Origin of the sequence: Mesorhizobium sp. M1322 (assembly GCF_040318085.1) — a bacterium.
Lineage (GTDB): Bacteria > Pseudomonadota > Alphaproteobacteria > Rhizobiales > Rhizobiaceae > Mesorhizobium.
The window spans coordinates 23224-40625 of sequence record NZ_JAMYLP010000048.1 but is presented as its reverse complement, the minus strand read 5'-3'; the positions used below and the strand labels follow the sequence as shown (position 1 = coordinate 40625).

Here is a 17402-nt window from a genome sequence, read left to right as displayed (position 1 = left end):
CGGTCCAAGGCATCGTGATCTCCGTCGAATCTCAGCAATCCGACAGAATCACAACCTGCTGAAATCACTCACTCCTTTTTGGATCGGACACTTAGGATTTCGTCAGTTTGGCGTATTCCTTGGATACCTTGTCTCCGGCTTTCAGCCTCTTCAACTCGCCTTGGTAATAATCATCCTTCTTGGGTTTGGAGCCATCATAGTGAGTGGACCATAGCGTCCAGATCTTCTTTCCGTCCTTGTACCACTGCCAGCAATCGGACGCTTTACCGGTATCGGCCGACTTGATCGACTTCCAGGCAACTTTCATGCAATTTCGATTTGAAGAAACACTCCAACTGCCTGAAAAAGTAACCTTCCCCTTAGTATTGTAACCGATGACACTTCCATCCGGAGCAAAGAAAGCGCGAGCGTCGTCCCAGACAGCGGACTTTCCTGAATAGACGGCACGCACTTCATCCGCCGACATAGGTTTGGCGGTCTTGGGCAAATTGTCGGCCGATGCGGCCGATACCTGCGCTGCCAGACTCAAGACCAAAATAGGGAATACTGCCGAACGAATTCGTCTCATAACGCTACTCCCCTCCATTGATTGTTGCTCGGTATTTCCGTAGCGCCATTACTTTAGATCTTTCTAAACAATGGTCAACCAGTTAGGCCTGAGCAACGGCTCTCAGCCCGCAAGGGGCAAGGCCCCATGGGTTACGCCAAATAGCGGCATGCTACCCTGTTAACGGATACGAGAGCCAAATCTATGCAGCGTGCGCAGAGGTGCGTCCAGCGGACCTGAAATCCATCAGCAGACCTTCTCAAACCCCAATCGCCGCAACAAGTATCCGGTTCTGCCTTCGTATCGCCGCCCGCAGTTCCGCAATCCTGGCCTTGTCGCGTTTCACGAACTCGATGAACATCATATTCATGTTGTTGAACACCAACTCGCCCAGCGCCTGCCCGTCGATATCCCGGCGCACCAGGCCGATCGCCTGCAGCCGGGCGATCAGCGCGCGGATCTGCTCGGTCAGCGCCCGGTCGAGCGCCGTATAGGCCTGGCCGAACGCGCTGTCGGGCAGCTGCGTCGAGATCGCCATCGCCTGCCGCCACATCTCCTTGCTGAGATAGTGCAGCGAATGCTCGATATAGATGCCGAGCAGCGTATCGAGCGCATCGCCGACATTGGCTGGCGGGTTGGCGACGACGCCCTGCCCGGCGTTGAGCACTTCGTTGACCTCCATCGACACGATGGCGCCGAGGATATCGCCCTTGTTTTGGTAATAGTTGTAGATCGTGCCGACCGAGACCTCGGCCTGCGCGGCGATCGTCTCGATCTTGGCGCCTTCATAGCCGGCGTCGCGGAAAAGCTCCGCCGCCGCCTCGATGATGCGGCGGTGCCGATCCGCCTTTTGCCTTGCCCGCAATCCGCTCATATCGGCTATTTGCCATAAAAACAGAATTGACTCAATTTTAGAATTGGTTCAATTTTTGCGACAAGCCAAAAAGGCAAAGGGAGAACACTCGATGCGCACTAATCTGAAAACTCCGAATCCAACTGCCAAGAATCCGCTTTCCGTTCTGAAGAGCCATCTCCACGCCGCGTGTGCTGCAACAGCACTGCTGCTGGCGACGGGCAGCCTCGCTCAGGCTGCTGATCTCAACGCTCTGATCTGGTGCGATCATGCCGATCCGGCGCTGCTGCAGCCCTTCGAGGAGGCCAATGGCGTCAAGGTCAATGTCAAGGAGTTCGAAGGCACCGGCGCCGGTATGGCGATCGTCGAACAGTCGCAACCCGGCGACTGGGACGTGATGGTGATCGACAGCATCGACATACCGCGCGGTGTCGAAAAAGGCCTGTTCGAGCCGCTGCCGGAAGACAAGCTGCCGCTGGCCGACCTCTTTCCCCAGGTGAAGATGGACAGTTCCACCGTCGTCGACGGCAAGCGCTACGGCATCACCGAAAAGTTCGGCTACAACACCATCGGCTACAATAAGACAAAGGTCGATCCGGCCGACATGCAGTCGATGGCCGCGCTGACCGGCGACAAGTACAAGGGCAAGATCGCCATCTACGACTACTATCTGCCGGTCATCGGCATGGCCGCACTTGCGATCGGCAAGAAAACCGCCGAGCTGACCGAAGCCGACCTTCCCGCCATCAAGCAAGAGCTGCTTAAGATGAAGGCCAATGCCAAGCTGGTCGGCGAGGTGACCGCCAGCCAGACCGCGCTGGCGACCGGCGAGGTCGACATACTGGTCGGCGGCGGCGAATGGGTGACGGCCGGGCTGGCCAAGGAGAACCCTGCCCTCGACTTCTCCATCCCGAAAGAAGGTGCTGTGCTGTGGTCGCAGTCGCTGGCCATGTTCAAGGATTCCAAAAACAAGGACATGGCGCTGAAGTTCATCCAGTACATCATGAGCCCTGAAGGCCAGGCGCGGCTCGCCACCTCGGCCTGCTATTGGGGAATGCCGGCGAATACCAAGGCGGCTCTGACCGATGAGCAGAAGAAGATCCTGCGCTTCGACGAGCAGCCGGATTTCCTCGCCCGCGCCCAGCCCTACCCGGCGCCGAACGCCGATCTCGACAAGAAGATGCAGGACGTCTGGACCGAAATGCTGCAGGCGCAGTGACCGGTCGCGGTCGTGAACTCTGCCACAACCAGCGGGCGTGCCCTGCCCCGGGCGGGCTGTGCCCTGCCCTGGGCGCTGGTCACGCCGGCGCTCGGCTGGACGCTGCTGTTCTTCGTCCTGCCTTTTCTGGCCATGGGGTTTTCCAGCCTGACGGCGCATGACGGCGGCGGCTTCACCCTTTCCAACTACAGCCAGTTCTTCAACAATCCGGCCTATTGGCAGGCGATGGTGAACTCGCTGCAGGTCACCGCCATCGTTACAATGATTTCGGTGCTGCTCGCCTACCCTTTCGCCTGGATCCTGGCCGAACAGGTTCCGGAGCGCTGGCAGCGGCTGGCGCTGATGCTGGCCGTGCTGCCATTCTGGACCTCCTATGTCGTGCGATCCTACTCCTGGCTGCTGGTGCTGGCGCAGAACGGCGTGATCAACCGTGCGCTGACCGGCTCCGGCCTGTTCAGCGAGCCGGTGCAGCTGGCCAACACACGGCTGGCCACTATCATCGGCTTCGTCCATTTCTTCGTCATGCTTTTGACGCTGACGATCTTCGCCAATCTGAAGCAGCTCAGCCCCAGCTACCGAAAAGCCGCCGCCGATCTCGGCGCCGGGCCGGTGCGCACGTTCCTGAATGTCGTCCTGCCGCTGACCTTGCCCGGCATCATGGTCGGCGCCTTCCTCACCTTCGTGCTGTGCATAGGCGACTACATCACGCCGCAGATTCTCGGCGGCAACAACGAGCTTTTGATGCCGCAGCTCGTGATGATGCAGATCGGCCGACGCGGGGACTTTCCGCTTGCCTCGGCGCTGTCGATCATCCTGATGGCGGTGGTCACCATTGCCTATCTCGCCTGCGCCCGCTGGCTGAAGATCGAGCGGGCCTGACCATGCGCGCGCTTGTCCGTATCTTCTCTTGGCTTTACGCGATCGCCATCTATGGTTTCATCTTCCTGCCGGTGGTCGTGCTGGTGCTGTTTTCGCTGCAGGCGACGTCGTTTCCGATCCCGCCATTCACCGGGCCGTCGCTGCGCTGGTACGACGCCGTGCTCGCCGACACGCGGCTGACCTCGGCACTGGTCAATTCGCTTTTGGTCGCGATCCTCTCCTCAGCTGCAGCCGTCGCGCTGGGTTTCCTCTCTGCCTGGGGCTTTGCGCGTTTCGCCCTGCCGGGCTCAGGCCTGATGCGCGGGCTGATCACGCTGCCGCTGACAGTGAGCTATCTCATCATCGGCATGGGATTGCTGGTGCTGTTCAACTGGGCCGGCGTGCCAAAATCGCTGCTTGCCGCCGGCATCGGCCATGTCGTTATCAACCTGCCGCTGTGCTTTGCCATCATCTACAGCCAGATGGGCGACCACCAGATCAATATCGAGCGCGCCGCGCGCGACCTCGGCGCGCCCGAGTGGAAGGTGCTGCTGCTGATCACCGTGCCTGTCATGGCGCCGGCAATCTTCGCCGGTTTCTTCCTGTCGATGACCTTCTCCTGGGACGAATTCGTGATTTCCTTCCTGCTGACGCGCTTCGACACCACGCTGCCCGTCGAGATCTGGAACCTGCTGCGCTCAGGTCTCAATCCCAAGACCAACGCCGTCGGCTCGCTGGTCTTTGCCGTCTCCATCGTGCTGGTGGTGTTTTTTGAACTGATGCTGTTGCGGAGGAAGCCAGCATGACCGCGCCACTGGTCGATATAAGCTCTGTCTCGCACCGCTTCGGCCAACATACCGTGCTGAAGAACGTCTCGCTGACGATCGAACCGGGCAGCTACACGATCCTGCTCGGCCCGTCGGGCTCCGGCAAGACGACGCTGCTGTCCATTCTCGGCGGCTTCGTCACGCCGAGCGAAGGCAAAGTGCTGATCCGCGGCGAGGACTGCACCGCCGTGCCACCGGCGAAGCGGCCGACGACGACGGTGTTCCAGGACTATGCGCTGTTTCCGCATATGAGCGTCGGCAGCAATGTCGGCTTCGGCCTGCGAATGCAAGGCATCGATGTCGCGACACGGACCGCGCGGGCTCGCGAGGCCCTGGCGCTGGTCGGGCTGGCCACCGCCTTCGACAAGAAGCCGCACCAGCTTTCCGGCGGCCAGCGCCAGCGTGTGGCGCTGGCCCGCGCCCTTGTCGTCGAACCTGCGGTGCTGTTGCTCGATGAACCGCTCGGCGCGCTCGACCTAAAATTGCGCCGGCAGATGCAGGACGAGCTGAAAGCGATCCAGAAGCGCGTCGGCACAGCCTTCATCCATGTCACCCATGACCAGGAAGAGGCAATGGCGCTGGCCGACCATTGCGTAGTGATGAATGACGGGCGCATCGAGGACGAAGGGCCGCCCGAGCGTGTCTATGCGCGGCCGGCGACGCGCTTTTCCGCGACTTTCATGGGCGAAAGCACGCTGGTTTCAGGAGCGGTAATGGCGGCGAACGACGGAACGATCACTGCCGCAACACAGCTCGGACCGCTTTCGCTGCCCGGCACATTGCCGGCCGGGACGGCCGTCGCCCTCGCCATCCGCCCGGAACACCTTGTCCTCGGCTCGGCCGCTGGCGCTGGCGCTGTAGGGCTCGGCACGGCCAAGGTGAGCGACGTGGTGTTTCAAGGCAGCTTCAAGCGCGTGCTTGCTGTCTCCGAGAAAGACCCGGCGCTGCACTTCATCGCCAAAGTCCCCGCCGCAGCGGCCGTCCAGTCGGGCGATATCGTTGCGGTTTCGTGCGACGCTGGCGATATCATCCTTCTGGCGAGTTGAGTCATGGGCGCGCTTCCGGTCATCGACGCTCCGAATTGGTATGAAACCATCCGCATGGGGGATGACGTGACGCTGATCCACGAGCCGTGGATCAAGCCGTTCTTCCGCTGCAACATCTGGCATGTGCGCGGTCGCGACCGCGATCTCCTTTTCGACACCGGCCTCGGCCATTTCAGCCTGCGGCGCCACGTCCCGCTGGTGACGGAGCGAAAGCTCATTTGCGTGGCGAGCCACACCCATTTCGACCATATTGGCTGCCATCACGAATTTCCGGACCGCTGCGTGCACTCGGCCGAAGCTGAGATCCTCGCCGATCCGCGCAATGAATGGACGGTCGCCGACCGCTACGCTACCGACGCAATGTTCGACGGCCTGCCGCAGGGTTGGGATGCCGCGCGCTACCGGATCCTGCCGGCGCCGGCCGATCGCGTGCTCGGAGAAGGCGATGTGATCGATCTCGGCGACCGCGCCTTCGAGGTGATCCACACGCCGGGCCATTCACCTGGCGGCATCGCGCTCTACGAGAGGCAGACCGGCATTCTGCTTTCCGGCGACATCGTCTATGACGGCCCGCTGATCGACGATGTTTATCATTCCGCCGTCGACGACTATGTCGAAACGCTGTTGCGGATGCGCGAGCTCGATATTGCCGTCGTGCATGGTGGCCATTTTCCGAGCTTCGGCAAGCTTCGCTACCGCCAGCTTATCGACGAGTATCTCGCACAGAAGCGGCAGGCCGGCTGCCATCTGCTGCAGGCGCGATAAGCACCGGCCTCTCGCATCACGGGAAGTGCTTGGCGAATTCACAACGCTCTTTGCGGGCACGGCGTGCCGGCGGCATCGCCGCAGCGTGAGGCCGTGGGTTGGGGTCTCAAACTCGTCTCTTCCGACTGGCGCACCAGTTGGGCAAAGGCAAGAGCAAAACTTCCCAGCATCAGGACGATGATAATCAGGCGTGTTACCGGCAATAGATCGGTCCGACTAGCTGGCCCCCACGCCGCCCATCCACTGGCCGCTAGCATGGTCGATCCGGCTTTACGAGAGTTTAATCCCTGTCTTAACCATCACATTCGCTTGTCACTCGACACAGTGCGCGAGCCGCCTGACCGGCGCTCTTCCCGGCGCCGTGTCGAGGGGCGCATGCCTCCCTTTGCAGATTTGCCCGCCCATGCTAACCCGGCGCTGGCGCGGCGCTAGCAACCGGTCGCCAACCAACCGGTCGCCACCAACATCGCCATTGGGGAGCCATGAGCAAAGCCGCCAACCGTTTCGCCTTCGTGTCGTCCGATACCGCCGACGCCAAGGCGGCGCTGGAGAGCCTTTCGGCGCGCTATGGCCAGGCATCCATCGAGGATGCAGAGATCGTTGTCGCCCTCGGCGGCGACGGCTTCCTGTTGCAGACCTTGCGCGACACGATGAGCACGGGAAAAAAAGTCTACGGCATGAACCGTGGCACCATCGGCTTCCTGATGAACGAATACCGCGCCAGCGGTTTGACTGGGCGCATCGCGGCGGCCGTTGCCGAGACCATCCGTCCGCTGGAGATGCAGGCGGTGACGGCTGAGGGCGAAACGATTTCGGCGCTGGCGATCAATGAGGTTGCGCTGTGGCGTCAGTCCTATCAGACGGCCAAGATCCGTATCACGGTCGACGGGCAAGTGCGGCTGGAGGAATTGAATTGCGACGGTGTGATGATCGCGACGCCGGCCGGCTCGACCGCCTACAATCTGTCCGCGCACGGGCCGATCCTACCCCCCGCCGCCCCGCGGCGGGCGCGGACCCGGGCCAGCCGGTGCCGCCGGCGCCGGGGCGGCGGCGCGCTGCTTTCCAACAAGGCGACCGTTCGTTTCGACATTCTGGAGGCGGAAAAGCGGCCGGTGAACGCCGCCGCCGACCACACCGAAGTGAAGGCCGTAACCTCGGTGACGGTGCGAGAATCGCCAACGGTGACGGCGACGCTGCTGTTCGATCCGAGCCACTCGTGGAACGAGCGTATTCTTGCCGAACAGTTCCGTTACTGAGCCGGTACAGCGGCGGGCAGCTCGATTAAGCATCGCGATTAAGGTTACGACTTCACAATCACACCGTTCCCCACCCGTTTCTGTTGACAAATCGTGGGCTTGCGCCTACCTGCAATACCAATCTTGCAGGCGCGCGGCGCTTGCCGCGACTGCTTATGTTGCGCCCCCGAACCAGCCAAAGACAGCCAAACTTGTCCTCAGACGCCCAGATCGCTCAAGAAGCGTTGACCTTCACAGACCTCGGCCTGTCGCCGAAGGTCCTTTCCGCAGTCACCGATGCCGGTTACACCGAACCGACGCCGATCCAGGCTGGCGCCATACCGCACGCCTTGCTCGGCAAGGATATTTTGGGCATCGCCCAGACCGGCACCGGCAAGACGGCCTCGTTCGTGCTGCCGATGCTGACCCGGCTTGAAAAGGGCCGGGCCCGCGCCCGCATGCCGCGCACGCTGATCCTCGAGCCGACGCGCGAGCTTGCCGCGCAGGTCGAGGAAAACTTCATCAGATACGGCAAGAACCACAAGCTCAACATCGCGCTGCTGATCGGCGGCGTGTCGTTCGACGAGCAGGACAAGAAGCTGGAGCGCGGCGCCGACGTGCTGATCGCGACGCCCGGCCGACTGCTCGACCACCGCGAGCGCGGAAAGCTTCTGCTCAACGGCGTCGAGATCCTGGTCATCGATGAGGCCGACCGCATGCTCGATATGGGCTTCATTCCCGACATCGAGCGCATCTGCGAGATGATCCCGTTCACGAGGCAGACGCTGTTCTTCTCGGCGACGATGCCGCCTGAGATCACCAAGCTCACCGAGAAATTCCTACACGCGCCGGTGCGCGTCGAGGTTTCGAAGGCCGCGTCCGCCGCCACAAACATCATCCAGCGGCTGGTGAAATCCGGCTCGAAACCCTGGGACAAGCGCGAGACGCTGCGCAATCTAATAAAGGCCGAGGATGCGGAGCTGAAGAACGCCATCATCTTCTGCAACCGCAAGATCGAGGTCTCGGAGCTTTTCCGCTCGCTGCTGAAATATGATTTCGACGCCGGCGCGCTGCATGGCGATATGGACCAGCGCGCGCGCATGCAGATGCTGGCCAATTTCCGTGACGGCAAACTGCGCTACCTCGTTGCGTCGGACGTTGCGGCGCGCGGCCTCGACATCCCCGATGTCAGCCACGTCTTCAATTACGACGTGCCGATCCATGCCGAGGACTATGTCCACCGCATCGGCCGCACCGGCCGCGCCGGACGCTCGGGCAAATCCTTCACCATCGCCACCAAGTCCGACACCAAATACATCGATGCGATCGAACGGCTGATCGGCAACAAGATCGAGTGGCATGATGGCGATCTGTCGACGGTCGTCGCCAGCGAGGGCGGAGAGGACGATGCTCCCCGCCGTGGCCGCGGCGCCCCGCGCCGCGCCGGGCGCAAGGACGATGACCGCAAGGACAGGGGCGAACGCAAGCCACGCGAACGTCACGCCAAGCAAAGCGAAGCTGCAGCACCGGATGTTGCGCGCGAGGAACAGCCAATGGTGGCCGAGACCGCGGTCGCCGATGGCGGTGAGCGGCGCGCGCGCAAGGAAGCGATCCGCTCGGAAAATAGCGAGCGCCAAGCTTCCCCCGAACGCAAGATTTCGCCCGATCGCAATCGCAACGAACAGCGTGCGCCGGAACGTGGCGACACCAGGCCGCAGCGCGACGGCAATCGCCCTGCCCGCCATCGCCAAGAAGACAATGACGCGACCGTCGGATTCGGCGACGACATGCCCGCCTTCATGCGCATCGTCGCCAAGGTCTGATCAAATGCCAGTCCGCCTTTAGATCCAGAATACCTAAACGGAAACGGCCCCTTGCGGGGCCGTCTTCATGTTCGATGCCGGGTTCGTATCTGAACATGATCTTTTCCGAACCCGAAGGTCCGAGATCATGGTCCAGCTCAGGTGAGCGGTGAAAGCTGGATCTCGACGCGGCGGTTCTGGGCACGGCCGGCGGCCGTCGCATTGGAAGCGATCGGACGCGTCTTACCGAAGCCGGTGACGGCAAAGCGGCGAGAATCGACGCCCTGCCCGGACAGATAGTTGGCGACCGCCAGCGCGCGGCGCTGCGACAGGTCGAAATTGTGTTGGTCGCCACCGGTCGAATCGGTGTGGCCGAACACGTCGACCGTGGTCTGCCGGAACTTGTTCAGCACAAGTGCGACCGAATTCAGCACTTGATAGAAGCCGGGCTTCACCGCGTCCTGGTCGACGTTGAAGGTGATGTCGGACGGCATGTTGAGGATGATCTGGTCGCCGGTGCGGGTCACGCTGACGCCCGAGCCCTGAAGCTGCCGGCGCAGTTCGGCCTCGTTCTGGTCCATCGTGGCGCCGATGGCGCCGCCGGCGAGCGCGCCGACGCCAGCGCCGATCAGCGCATTGCGGCGATCGTTGCCGCCGGCAAGCAGGCCGAGCCCCGCCCCCGCCAGCGCGCCGATGCCGGCGCCGGCCGCAGTGTTGGAAACCTTCTGCTCTCCGGTATACGGATCGGTTGTGGTGCAGGCGCTCACGAGCACAGCCGTCGCCACGGCGACGAGCACAGTCTTTCTCATTGGGTAGTCCCTCTCCAGTCCGCGGTCCCACCGGTGGCGCGCCGCATCAGCCCTTCCGTTGCATCGGCCCGAAAATCATCGATTTTCGGAAAGCACGATGCATTTAGATTCAAAGTTTTAGAGCGTACTTTGTGCGTCCAAGTGGACGCACGTCGCTCTAATGTCTTGTAACATGAAATGCGGCGAAAAATGGAACGGGAAAAGCGGCTGGCTATGGCTTTTCCCGGTCAATTCCACGGCCACGGTATTGCGCAATTCTGATCGGCTACCAGATATTATCGGCTACCAGAGATTCTTGCCGTCGATGACGACGACCTCGACCTGATCGAGGTCGAAATCGTCGAACAGGCGCGAATTCACGCTGATTTTCGGATTGTCGAAATCCGGCTCGCCGGTCGACCAGTCCGGCGTTTCGGTGAAGGTGCCGCAGCCGCAGGTGGCGCAGAAACCGTGTTTGATCGTTTTCGACCCCCACCGGTAGAACGAGACATTCTTGAGCGGGCTGGTGAGTTTGAATTGCGACGGCGTATAGTAGGCCCACAACGAACCGCGTTTCGAACAGAAGGAGCAGGTGCATTGCGTCACGGTTAGCGGTGCTTGCGAAACCTCGAACGTCGTCGCCCTGCAGTGGCAGCTTGCCTTTATTGTCATGAACGCCTCCCTCACGTTTCCTCCGGCAAGGCAACATAAAGAGACGCTCTTGACAACCGTCTGTCAGCAGACGTCGGACGCGTGGCGCGCTTCAATCTTTCTGATGCCTGTCGTTATCCCAAAACCGCTGCGCACCCTCGGGGGTCACGCCATCGCTCAGGCCCTTGGGGCAAGCTTTTGGGCGCCACGCATTAAAACGACGAGGGTGGCACGAACAGGCAGATGGTCTTTCCGTCATTGGAGCCAGCGACCGAACACCAGTGATATTCGCCATCCGGCGAATTCTTGATCCGTGCATCGCTGTAGGCCACTACCTCGCCTGTCCCCTTGATGACGTAGCCTTCCGGGCGCTCGCTGATCGACGTCTGCGAGACCGCGCGGCAGTCATAGCCAGAACAACAGGAGAATGGGTAGCTCCAGCCCTGCGGCCTCGCCGCAGTCGGCGTGGCGTCGTGCGCCAAAGCCGGCGCTGCAAATGCAGCGATGGCGGCCGTCAGAGCCACCACCGCAATGATTGAATTCAGGAGGCGGCGCGCCGTCTGGACGGCTGAGGCCGGTCGGGTTGTGAAAGCAGGCATGGGCGCAGTTCCTATCAACGAGTTATCAAGCGTTTCGCTTGCCCGTTCTTGGAACGCATCTTCCCAGTGGCCGAATCGTCAGGTCGCAGATACGCCGCGTCCGGCCATAAATGCTTTTTTCCCCCAGCTTTCGGATGCTGGGCTGATTCCTTTGTTGGCGCAAGAAATTGCTATGCAACCGAGCGCCGACATCTGCAACCGGAACCAGCCTGCCGGGCTGGCGAGAGTGACTTCATCAACCCCGGCAGATGGGATCGCAGATAACGAGAATCAGCTCGGAGTGGTTCCGGGCTTGGCGCCGGCAGGCCCGCAACATCCAACCCGAAGTTAGAAGTTGTTTTGGAAAATTTGATGTAAAAACAATACCATAAAGCGACCGCTCAATTAGAGTGAGAGCCTGTTACTCTAGCGTGATGTTCATGCTGCTTTGGCGCGTAGGCGCTTCAGTCGATATCGGCGACCACTTCGCCGGCGCCGCCCTCGATGCGCTGCGACAGCGAGGCCTCCATGAAATCGTCGAGGTCGCCGTCCAGCACGCTCGACGGGCTTGTACTCTCGACGCCGGTGCGCAGATCCTTCACCAGCTGATAGGGCTGCAGAACATAGGAGCGGATCTGGTGGCCCCAGCCGATATCGCTCTTCGACGCTTCGGTGGCGTTCGCCACCGCCTCGCGCTTCTTCAGCTCTTCCTCATAGAGCCGCGAGCGCAGCATCTCCCACGCCTTCGCCTTGTTCTTGTGCTGGGAACGTTCGGCCTGGCAAGCGACCGCGATGCCGGTGGCGAGATGGGTGATGCGGACCGCCGAATCGGTGGTGTTGACGTGCTGGCCGCCCGATCCGGACGAACGATAGGTGTCGATGCGGACATCCGATTCGGAAACGTCGATCTCGATCGTATCGTCGATGACGGGATAGACCCAGACGCTGGCAAAGGACGTGTGGCGGCGCGCATTGCTGTCATAGGGCGAAATACGCACGAGACGGTGAACGCCGGATTCCGTCTTCAGCCAACCATAGGCATTGTGGCCCTTGATCAGCAGCGTGGCGGATTTGATGCCGGCCTCTTCGCCGTCATGCACCTCCAGCACCTCGACCTTGAAGCGCCGCCGCTCGGCCCATCGCGTGTACATGCGCAGAAGCATCGAGGCCCAGTCCTGGCTTTCGGTGCCCCCGGCGCCGGCATGGACTTCGAGATAGCTGTCGTTGGCGTCAGCCTCGCCCGAAAGCAGCGTCTCGATCTGGCGGGCCTTTGCTTCGCCGCGCATCGAGCGGATCGCCGCTTCCGCCTCGGCGACGACGCTCTCGTCGCCCTCTTCCTCGCCAAGCTCGATCAGGCCGATATTGTCCTCCAGCGCCTGGGTCAGGCCTTTGACCGCGGCGATGCCTTCCTCGAGCCCCTGACGCTCACGCATCAGCTTCTGCGCCTCCAGCGGTTCGTTCCAGAGACTCGAATCTTCGGCACGCACATTCAGGTATTCAAGCCGCTTTATGGCTTGATCCCAGTCAAAGATGCCTCCTCAGCAGGGTAATCGCCTGCCTGATTTCATCGACAATGTTCTGCGTTTCCGCGCGCATGGCTGGTCGTTCTGTCCTGTGCTGAAATGGTGCCCTGTTGCTTAAACAGAGCTGGGTTGGCGCGATACATAGGGACCGCACCGCCACCTGTAAAGCGAAATGGGCCGGCTCGAAAGCCGGCCCAGAACACCATGTCCTATATCAATATAGCCCGCCGCCGCCGGACTGGATGGCTTGGTTGGCCTGTGGCGACAGCGCGCCGCCGGAGGCGTTGGAGCCGTCCGCACCCATGCCGATCACCCAATAGCTGTCGGCGGGGCCGGTGCCCGGCTTGAAAGCTTCGATAAAGGCGCCAGCATCGCCTGGGTTGGCAGCCATGCCGGTCTTGCGATTGATGGCGATCAGCTTCATGCCTTCGGGAACCTGGAAATCGACATTGGGCGTGCCGTCCAGCGCCACGCGCATGAAGTCCTTGAAGATCGGCGCGGCAAGGCCGCCGCCGGTCGCCCCCTTGCCAAGACCTTTCGGCTGATCGTAGCCCATATAAAGGCCGACAACGAGATTGGGCGTGTAGCCGATGAACCAGGTATCCTTCTCGTCGTTTGTCGTTCCGGTCTTGCCGGCGATGTGGCGGCCGAGTTCGGCAACGGTGGCGCCGGTACCGCGCTCGACGACGCCCTCCATCATCGAGGTGATCTGATAGGCGGTCATCGGATCGAGCACCTGCTCGGAATTGTCGACCAGTTCCGGCTCAGGCTGGTTCTGCCATTCGGCGGCGTTGCAATTTTCGCAGCCGCGTTCGTCCTGCCTGTACACCGTCTTGCCGTAGCGATCCTGGACGCGGTCGATCAGAGTCGGCTTGATCGACTTGCCACCGTTGGCCATGATCGAATAGGCCGAGACCATGCGCATCACGGTGGTCTCGCCCGAACCCAGCGCCATCGGCAGGTACTGTGCCAGACGGTCATAGACGCCGAAGCGCTCGGCATATTCGGCGACCAGCTTCATGCCCATGTCATTGGCAAGGCGCACAGTCATCAGATTGCGCGACCTCTCGATGCCGGACCGCAAAGTCGCCGGGCCAGCTGTCCTTCCATCGTAGTTCTTCGGCGTCCAAGTCGTGTTGCCGCTCTTGATGGTGATCGGGCCGTCCATGATCACCGAAGCCGGCGTATAGCCATTGTCGAGGGCGGCCGAATAGACGATCGGCTTGAACGACGAACCCGGCTGCCGCATGGCCTGCGTGGCACGGTTGAATTCGGATTGCGAGTAAGAGAACCCGCCGACCATGGCCAGAACACGGCCGGTATGCGGATCCATGGCGATCATGCCACCTTCCACTTCGGGGGCCTGACGCAGGATATAGGCCCCGTCCGTACCCTCTTTCTTCTGTACGAAGATGACATCGCCCGGCTTCAGCACGTCCGCCGGCGACTTGGCCTTGACGGTCTTGCCGCCGACGACATGACGCATGGCGAAGCTCATGTCCTCGCGGCTGACGGTGCCTTCGATGCGATCCTTGACAAGTTCGCCCGAGATCTGCCGGGTCGGCCGAAGGCCGATGGACAGGCCGCTCTCCGAGCTGTCGAGCACGACGGCGAGCGACCATTCGGGCACGTCGTCCAGTCCCTTGACTTCGCTCAAAGGAACGCCCCAGTCGCCGGATACGCTGATGGTCTTCACCGGCCCGCGATAGCCGCGCAGCGTATCGAACTTCATCAGGCCGTTCTGCATGGCTTTGCGGGCGATGAGCTGCATCTTGGGATCGAGCGTCGTACGGACCGACAGGCCGCCCTCGTAGAGCGCATTCTCGCCGTAGCGCGCGCTGATCTGGCGACGCACTTCCTCGGTGAAGTATTCGCCGGCGAACAGATAGGTGCCGGAGCGGCGTGGCTTGACGCCGAGCGGCTCGGCCTTGGCCTTGGCGCCTTCCTCTTGCGTGACGTAGCCGTTGTCGACCATCTGGTCGATGACCCAATTGCGGCGCTCGATGGCGCGGTCGGCATATTTGAAGGGGTGATAGTTGGAGGGACCCTTCGGCAAAGCCGCCAGATAGGCTGCCTCCGCCACGGTGAGTTCATTCACCGCCTTGTCGAAATAGGTGAGCGCTGCGCCGGCGACGCCATACGCGCCGAGCCCGAAGAAAATCTCGTTAAGGTAGAGCTCGAGAATGCGATCCTTCGAATAGGCCTGCTCGATGCGAAAGGCGAGGATCATCTCCTTGATCTTGCGCTCGTAGGTCTGGTCCGAGGACAACAGGAAGTTCTTCGCCACCTGCTGGGTGATCGTCGAGGCGCCGACCTGGCGCTTGCCCGAGCCGAAATTCTGCAGATTGACCATGACTGCGCGGCCAAGGCCGGTCATATCGACGCCGGGGTGATTGTAGAAGTTCTTGTCCTCGGCAGACAGGAAGGCCGCCTTGACACGATCCGGCACCGCCTGGATCGGCAAATACAGGCGCCGCTCGCGCGCATATTCGGCCATCAGCGCACCGTCGGACGCATGGATGCGGGTCGTCACCGGCGGTTCATACTTGGCCAGCACCTCGTAGTCGGGCAGATCCTTCGACAAATGGCTGATATAGATCGCCACGCCCGCCGCGACCAAAAGGGCCAGCGCCGTGCCGATGCCGAAGAAATAGCCAATGAGACGAATCATGCCCGCTCCAGTCCTTGGTTCGGGAATTGCCTAACCGAAGCCGCCTTTCGCGCAAGCTTTCGAGACGTTCCCGACCGGTAATCGAAAACCCATGTCGCCACCATGTGGGCAAAATGCGGCAGCTTGGAATTTCGGCTTCGAATGGCCGAAATAAGTGCAGGGTGTTGTCGTCGTGCAACGCTGCCTCTGGTTGTAGCGCGGCTGGGATCTCAGCCTCCGGTTCCGGCTCCGGCCTTGGCTGAAGCGAACAGGGCGATGGCATTGGTTATGCTCTGGGCCGCCTTGCCGCGCCAATCGGCGCTGAGCAGTTGCGCCTCGTCCTTGGCGTTCGACAGATAGCCGAGTTCGACCAGCACGGAGGGGACATCCGGCGCCTTCAACACTTTGAAGCTGGCCGAACGCTGCGGATTGTTGATGAGGCCGACGCTGGTGGAAAGCTGGCCGACCAAAGTCTGGGCGAAACTCATCGAGAAACTATGCGTCTCGCGGCGAATCAGGTCGATCAGGATGTCGGTCACTTCCTTGTTGTCGTCCTTGATTTCCATGCCGGCGAACTGGTCGGAAAGGTTTTCACGGTCGGCGAGCGCCTGTGCTTCGGGATCGGAAGCCTTGTCGGAGACGGTGTAGACGGTTGCGCCACGAAGGCCCTTGACCCTGATCGTGTCGGCGTGGATCGAAATGAGCAGATCGGCCTCGTGCTGGCGGGCTATGCGCACGCGGTCGTCCAGCCGCAGGAATTGGTCCGTCTCGCGCGTCATGAACACATCGTATTTGCCGACTGCGGCAAGTCTTTCCCGCAATTCGGTGGCGAAGGCGAGCGTGACGTTCTTCTCGACCGTGCCGTTCAGACCCTCGGCACCGCCGTCGATGCCGCCATGGCCTGGATCGATGACGACGGTGAAGCGATGGCCTGGATTGGAGACCGGGCCGGTGCCGACCCTGCCGCCCTTGTCGGAGGAGACCGTCGAGCCGGTGGTCAGCGCCTGATTGGCAAGAGCGGCGTCGAACTCCCGCACGGACGCCGCCGACATGTCGATTGCGATGCGGTAGCCGTTGCCGTCATCATTCTTGAGCACGTCGAACCTGTCGACGGCGAATGGGCCCTTGCTTGTGAGGATCAGCCGCGAAACCCCCTCGCTGAGATCGCCGTAGCGCACGCTCCTGACCAGGCCGCGCGCCTTTACATCCTTGGCATTGATGGCGAATTTTGTGCTTGGCAGGTCGACGACCAGACGGTGGGGGCCGCGCAGCAGGAACCATTTGACGTCGGGTTCGCGATCGAAATTTATGACGATGCGCATCTTGGTGGCGTCACCCGCCATTTTGTAGCTCGTCGCGGCGAGCGGCGCGTCGGCAGCAAAGGAAACCGGCGAAAAAGCCAGGCAAGCGACAACCAGCGACAGCAGACAAGCATCGCGGAATTGGGCAGCGCGGAAGTAGGCGACGTAGAAGAAAGTGCCTCCGGCGCGACCACCCTTGTGCGTGAAGACTGCCAGTCCCATCTCTTACAGTCGCTCCGGTTTGGCGCTAGGCGCCCAATCTTGTTTGTCGGCCAATCTTGTTTGTCGGAGTGTCGGCGCCTTGTCGAAGTGCCGGTTAGGCCGCGAACTCAATTAACGATTGGTATCCAGAGAAGGTTAACCAAGCCTTTTCATGCAACGCTTAAAGCCGTGCTTCCGTTGCGGAACTGCTTTTTGCCGGCATCGGAAATCGGGGTTGCCTTCCAACCCGCCAAATCATAAAAGCGATGGTGGATCACTGCAATCCTGGAACCGTCCTTCTCCGCAGCTTCCTGCTACAGCTCAGATGAACGATGGCTCCTTTCGCTTCAGGCGAAAAAGGTATCAGGTGATCGCGACGAATTTCGCAGGTGCGAGCCCGTGGCGGGGGAAGCGCCTGCGTGAGGAAAACGGCCGGGATTGTCCCGCGCCGGCTCTGTACGAGCAAACAAGCTGGTCCGGTTTTCCCGGGCTTTGGTTCAAAAAGGTTCTGCTGGTTACGATGGCTTCAAGCGCAATCATGGAAAGGTCCGCAGCAAA

General features: G+C 61.4%; 15 protein-coding genes. 7 read left to right on the top strand and 8 right to left on the bottom strand.

Features of this window, described 5'->3' with window-relative positions:
- Positions 1 to 91 precede the first annotated feature (91 nt).
- Positions 92 to 568: a DUF995 domain-containing protein gene (locus NKH12_RS18325; RefSeq protein ID WP_352954419.1), complete on the bottom strand. Its 477-nt coding sequence runs from the start codon at positions 566 to 568 to the stop codon at positions 92 to 94.
- Between the two features lie 238 nt (positions 569 to 806).
- On the bottom strand, positions 807 to 1421 hold the full coding sequence (locus tag NKH12_RS18320) for a TetR/AcrR family transcriptional regulator (protein ID WP_352954418.1): 615 nt from the start codon (positions 1419 to 1421) through the stop codon (positions 807 to 809).
- 91 nt (positions 1422 to 1512) lie between these two features.
- Between NKH12_RS18320 and NKH12_RS18315 the strand changes: the two genes are divergently transcribed.
- From NKH12_RS18315 to NKH12_RS18285, 7 genes are all read left to right on the top strand, one after another.
- The gene (locus tag NKH12_RS18315; RefSeq protein ID WP_352954417.1) at positions 1513 to 2619 is read left to right on the top strand and encodes a polyamine ABC transporter substrate-binding protein; all 1107 of its coding nucleotides are present in this window, start codon (positions 1513 to 1515) and stop codon (positions 2617 to 2619) included.
- Between the two features lie 12 nt (positions 2620 to 2631).
- Positions 2632 to 3498: an ABC transporter permease gene (locus tag NKH12_RS18310; RefSeq protein WP_352954416.1), complete on the top strand. Its 867-nt coding sequence runs from the start codon at positions 2632 to 2634 to the stop codon at positions 3496 to 3498.
- Positions 3499 to 3500: 2 nt separating this feature from the next.
- A complete protein-coding gene (locus NKH12_RS18305) occupies positions 3501 to 4283 on the top strand; it encodes an ABC transporter permease (RefSeq protein ID WP_352954415.1) in 783 nt (260 codons plus the stop codon).
- Positions 4280 to 5350 (top strand): ABC transporter ATP-binding protein, encoded by a 1071-nt coding sequence (locus NKH12_RS18300; RefSeq protein ID WP_352954414.1) that lies wholly within the window; start codon positions 4280 to 4282, stop codon positions 5348 to 5350. Before NKH12_RS18305 ends, NKH12_RS18300 begins: the two co-directional genes overlap by 4 nt.
- A gap of 3 nt (positions 5351 to 5353) precedes the next feature.
- Entirely contained in the window at positions 5354 to 6115 is a 762-nt protein-coding gene (locus NKH12_RS18295; RefSeq protein ID WP_352954413.1) for an MBL fold metallo-hydrolase, read from the top strand.
- A gap of 482 nt (positions 6116 to 6597) precedes the next feature.
- Positions 6598 to 7371 carry an NAD kinase gene (locus NKH12_RS18290; RefSeq protein WP_352954412.1) on the top strand — a complete coding sequence of 258 codons (774 nt, stop codon included), beginning with the start codon at positions 6598 to 6600 and terminating at the stop codon, positions 7369 to 7371.
- A 191-nt stretch (positions 7372 to 7562) separates the two neighbouring features.
- Positions 7563 to 9173: a DEAD/DEAH box helicase gene (locus tag NKH12_RS18285; RefSeq protein ID WP_352954411.1), complete on the top strand. Its 1611-nt coding sequence runs from the start codon at positions 7563 to 7565 to the stop codon at positions 9171 to 9173.
- Positions 9174 to 9310: 137 nt separating this feature from the next.
- Here the strand turns inward: NKH12_RS18285 and NKH12_RS18280 are convergent, their stop codons facing one another.
- The 6 genes from NKH12_RS18280 to NKH12_RS18255 form a co-directional block, all read right to left on the bottom strand.
- Positions 9311 to 9961, bottom strand: a complete 651-nt coding sequence (locus NKH12_RS18280) for a YiaD family glycine zipper/OmpA-like lipoprotein (RefSeq protein ID WP_352954410.1) — start codon at positions 9959 to 9961, stop codon at positions 9311 to 9313.
- A 282-nt stretch (positions 9962 to 10243) separates the two neighbouring features.
- Positions 10244 to 10612, bottom strand: a complete 369-nt coding sequence (locus NKH12_RS18275) for a GFA family protein (RefSeq protein ID WP_352954409.1) — start codon at positions 10610 to 10612, stop codon at positions 10244 to 10246.
- 191 nt (positions 10613 to 10803) lie between these two features.
- On the bottom strand, positions 10804 to 11190 hold the full coding sequence (locus NKH12_RS18270) for a hypothetical protein (protein ID WP_352954408.1): 387 nt from the start codon (positions 11188 to 11190) through the stop codon (positions 10804 to 10806).
- Positions 11191 to 11633: 443 nt separating this feature from the next.
- A protein-coding gene (gene prfB, locus NKH12_RS18265) for a peptide chain release factor 2 (protein ID WP_192365009.1) occupies positions 11634 to 12765 on the bottom strand; the annotation gives its coding sequence in 2 pieces (ribosomal slippage) (positions 11634 to 12698 and positions 12700 to 12765; 1131 coding nt in all).
- A 141-nt stretch (positions 12766 to 12906) separates the two neighbouring features.
- The gene (locus NKH12_RS18260; protein WP_352954407.1) at positions 12907 to 15363 is read right to left on the bottom strand and encodes a penicillin-binding protein 1A; all 2457 of its coding nucleotides are present in this window, start codon (positions 15361 to 15363) and stop codon (positions 12907 to 12909) included.
- Positions 15364 to 15572: 209 nt separating this feature from the next.
- On the bottom strand, positions 15573 to 16865 hold the full coding sequence (locus NKH12_RS18255) for an N-acetylmuramoyl-L-alanine amidase (protein WP_352954406.1): 1293 nt from the start codon (positions 16863 to 16865) through the stop codon (positions 15573 to 15575).
- Positions 16866 to 17402 lie beyond the last annotated feature (537 nt).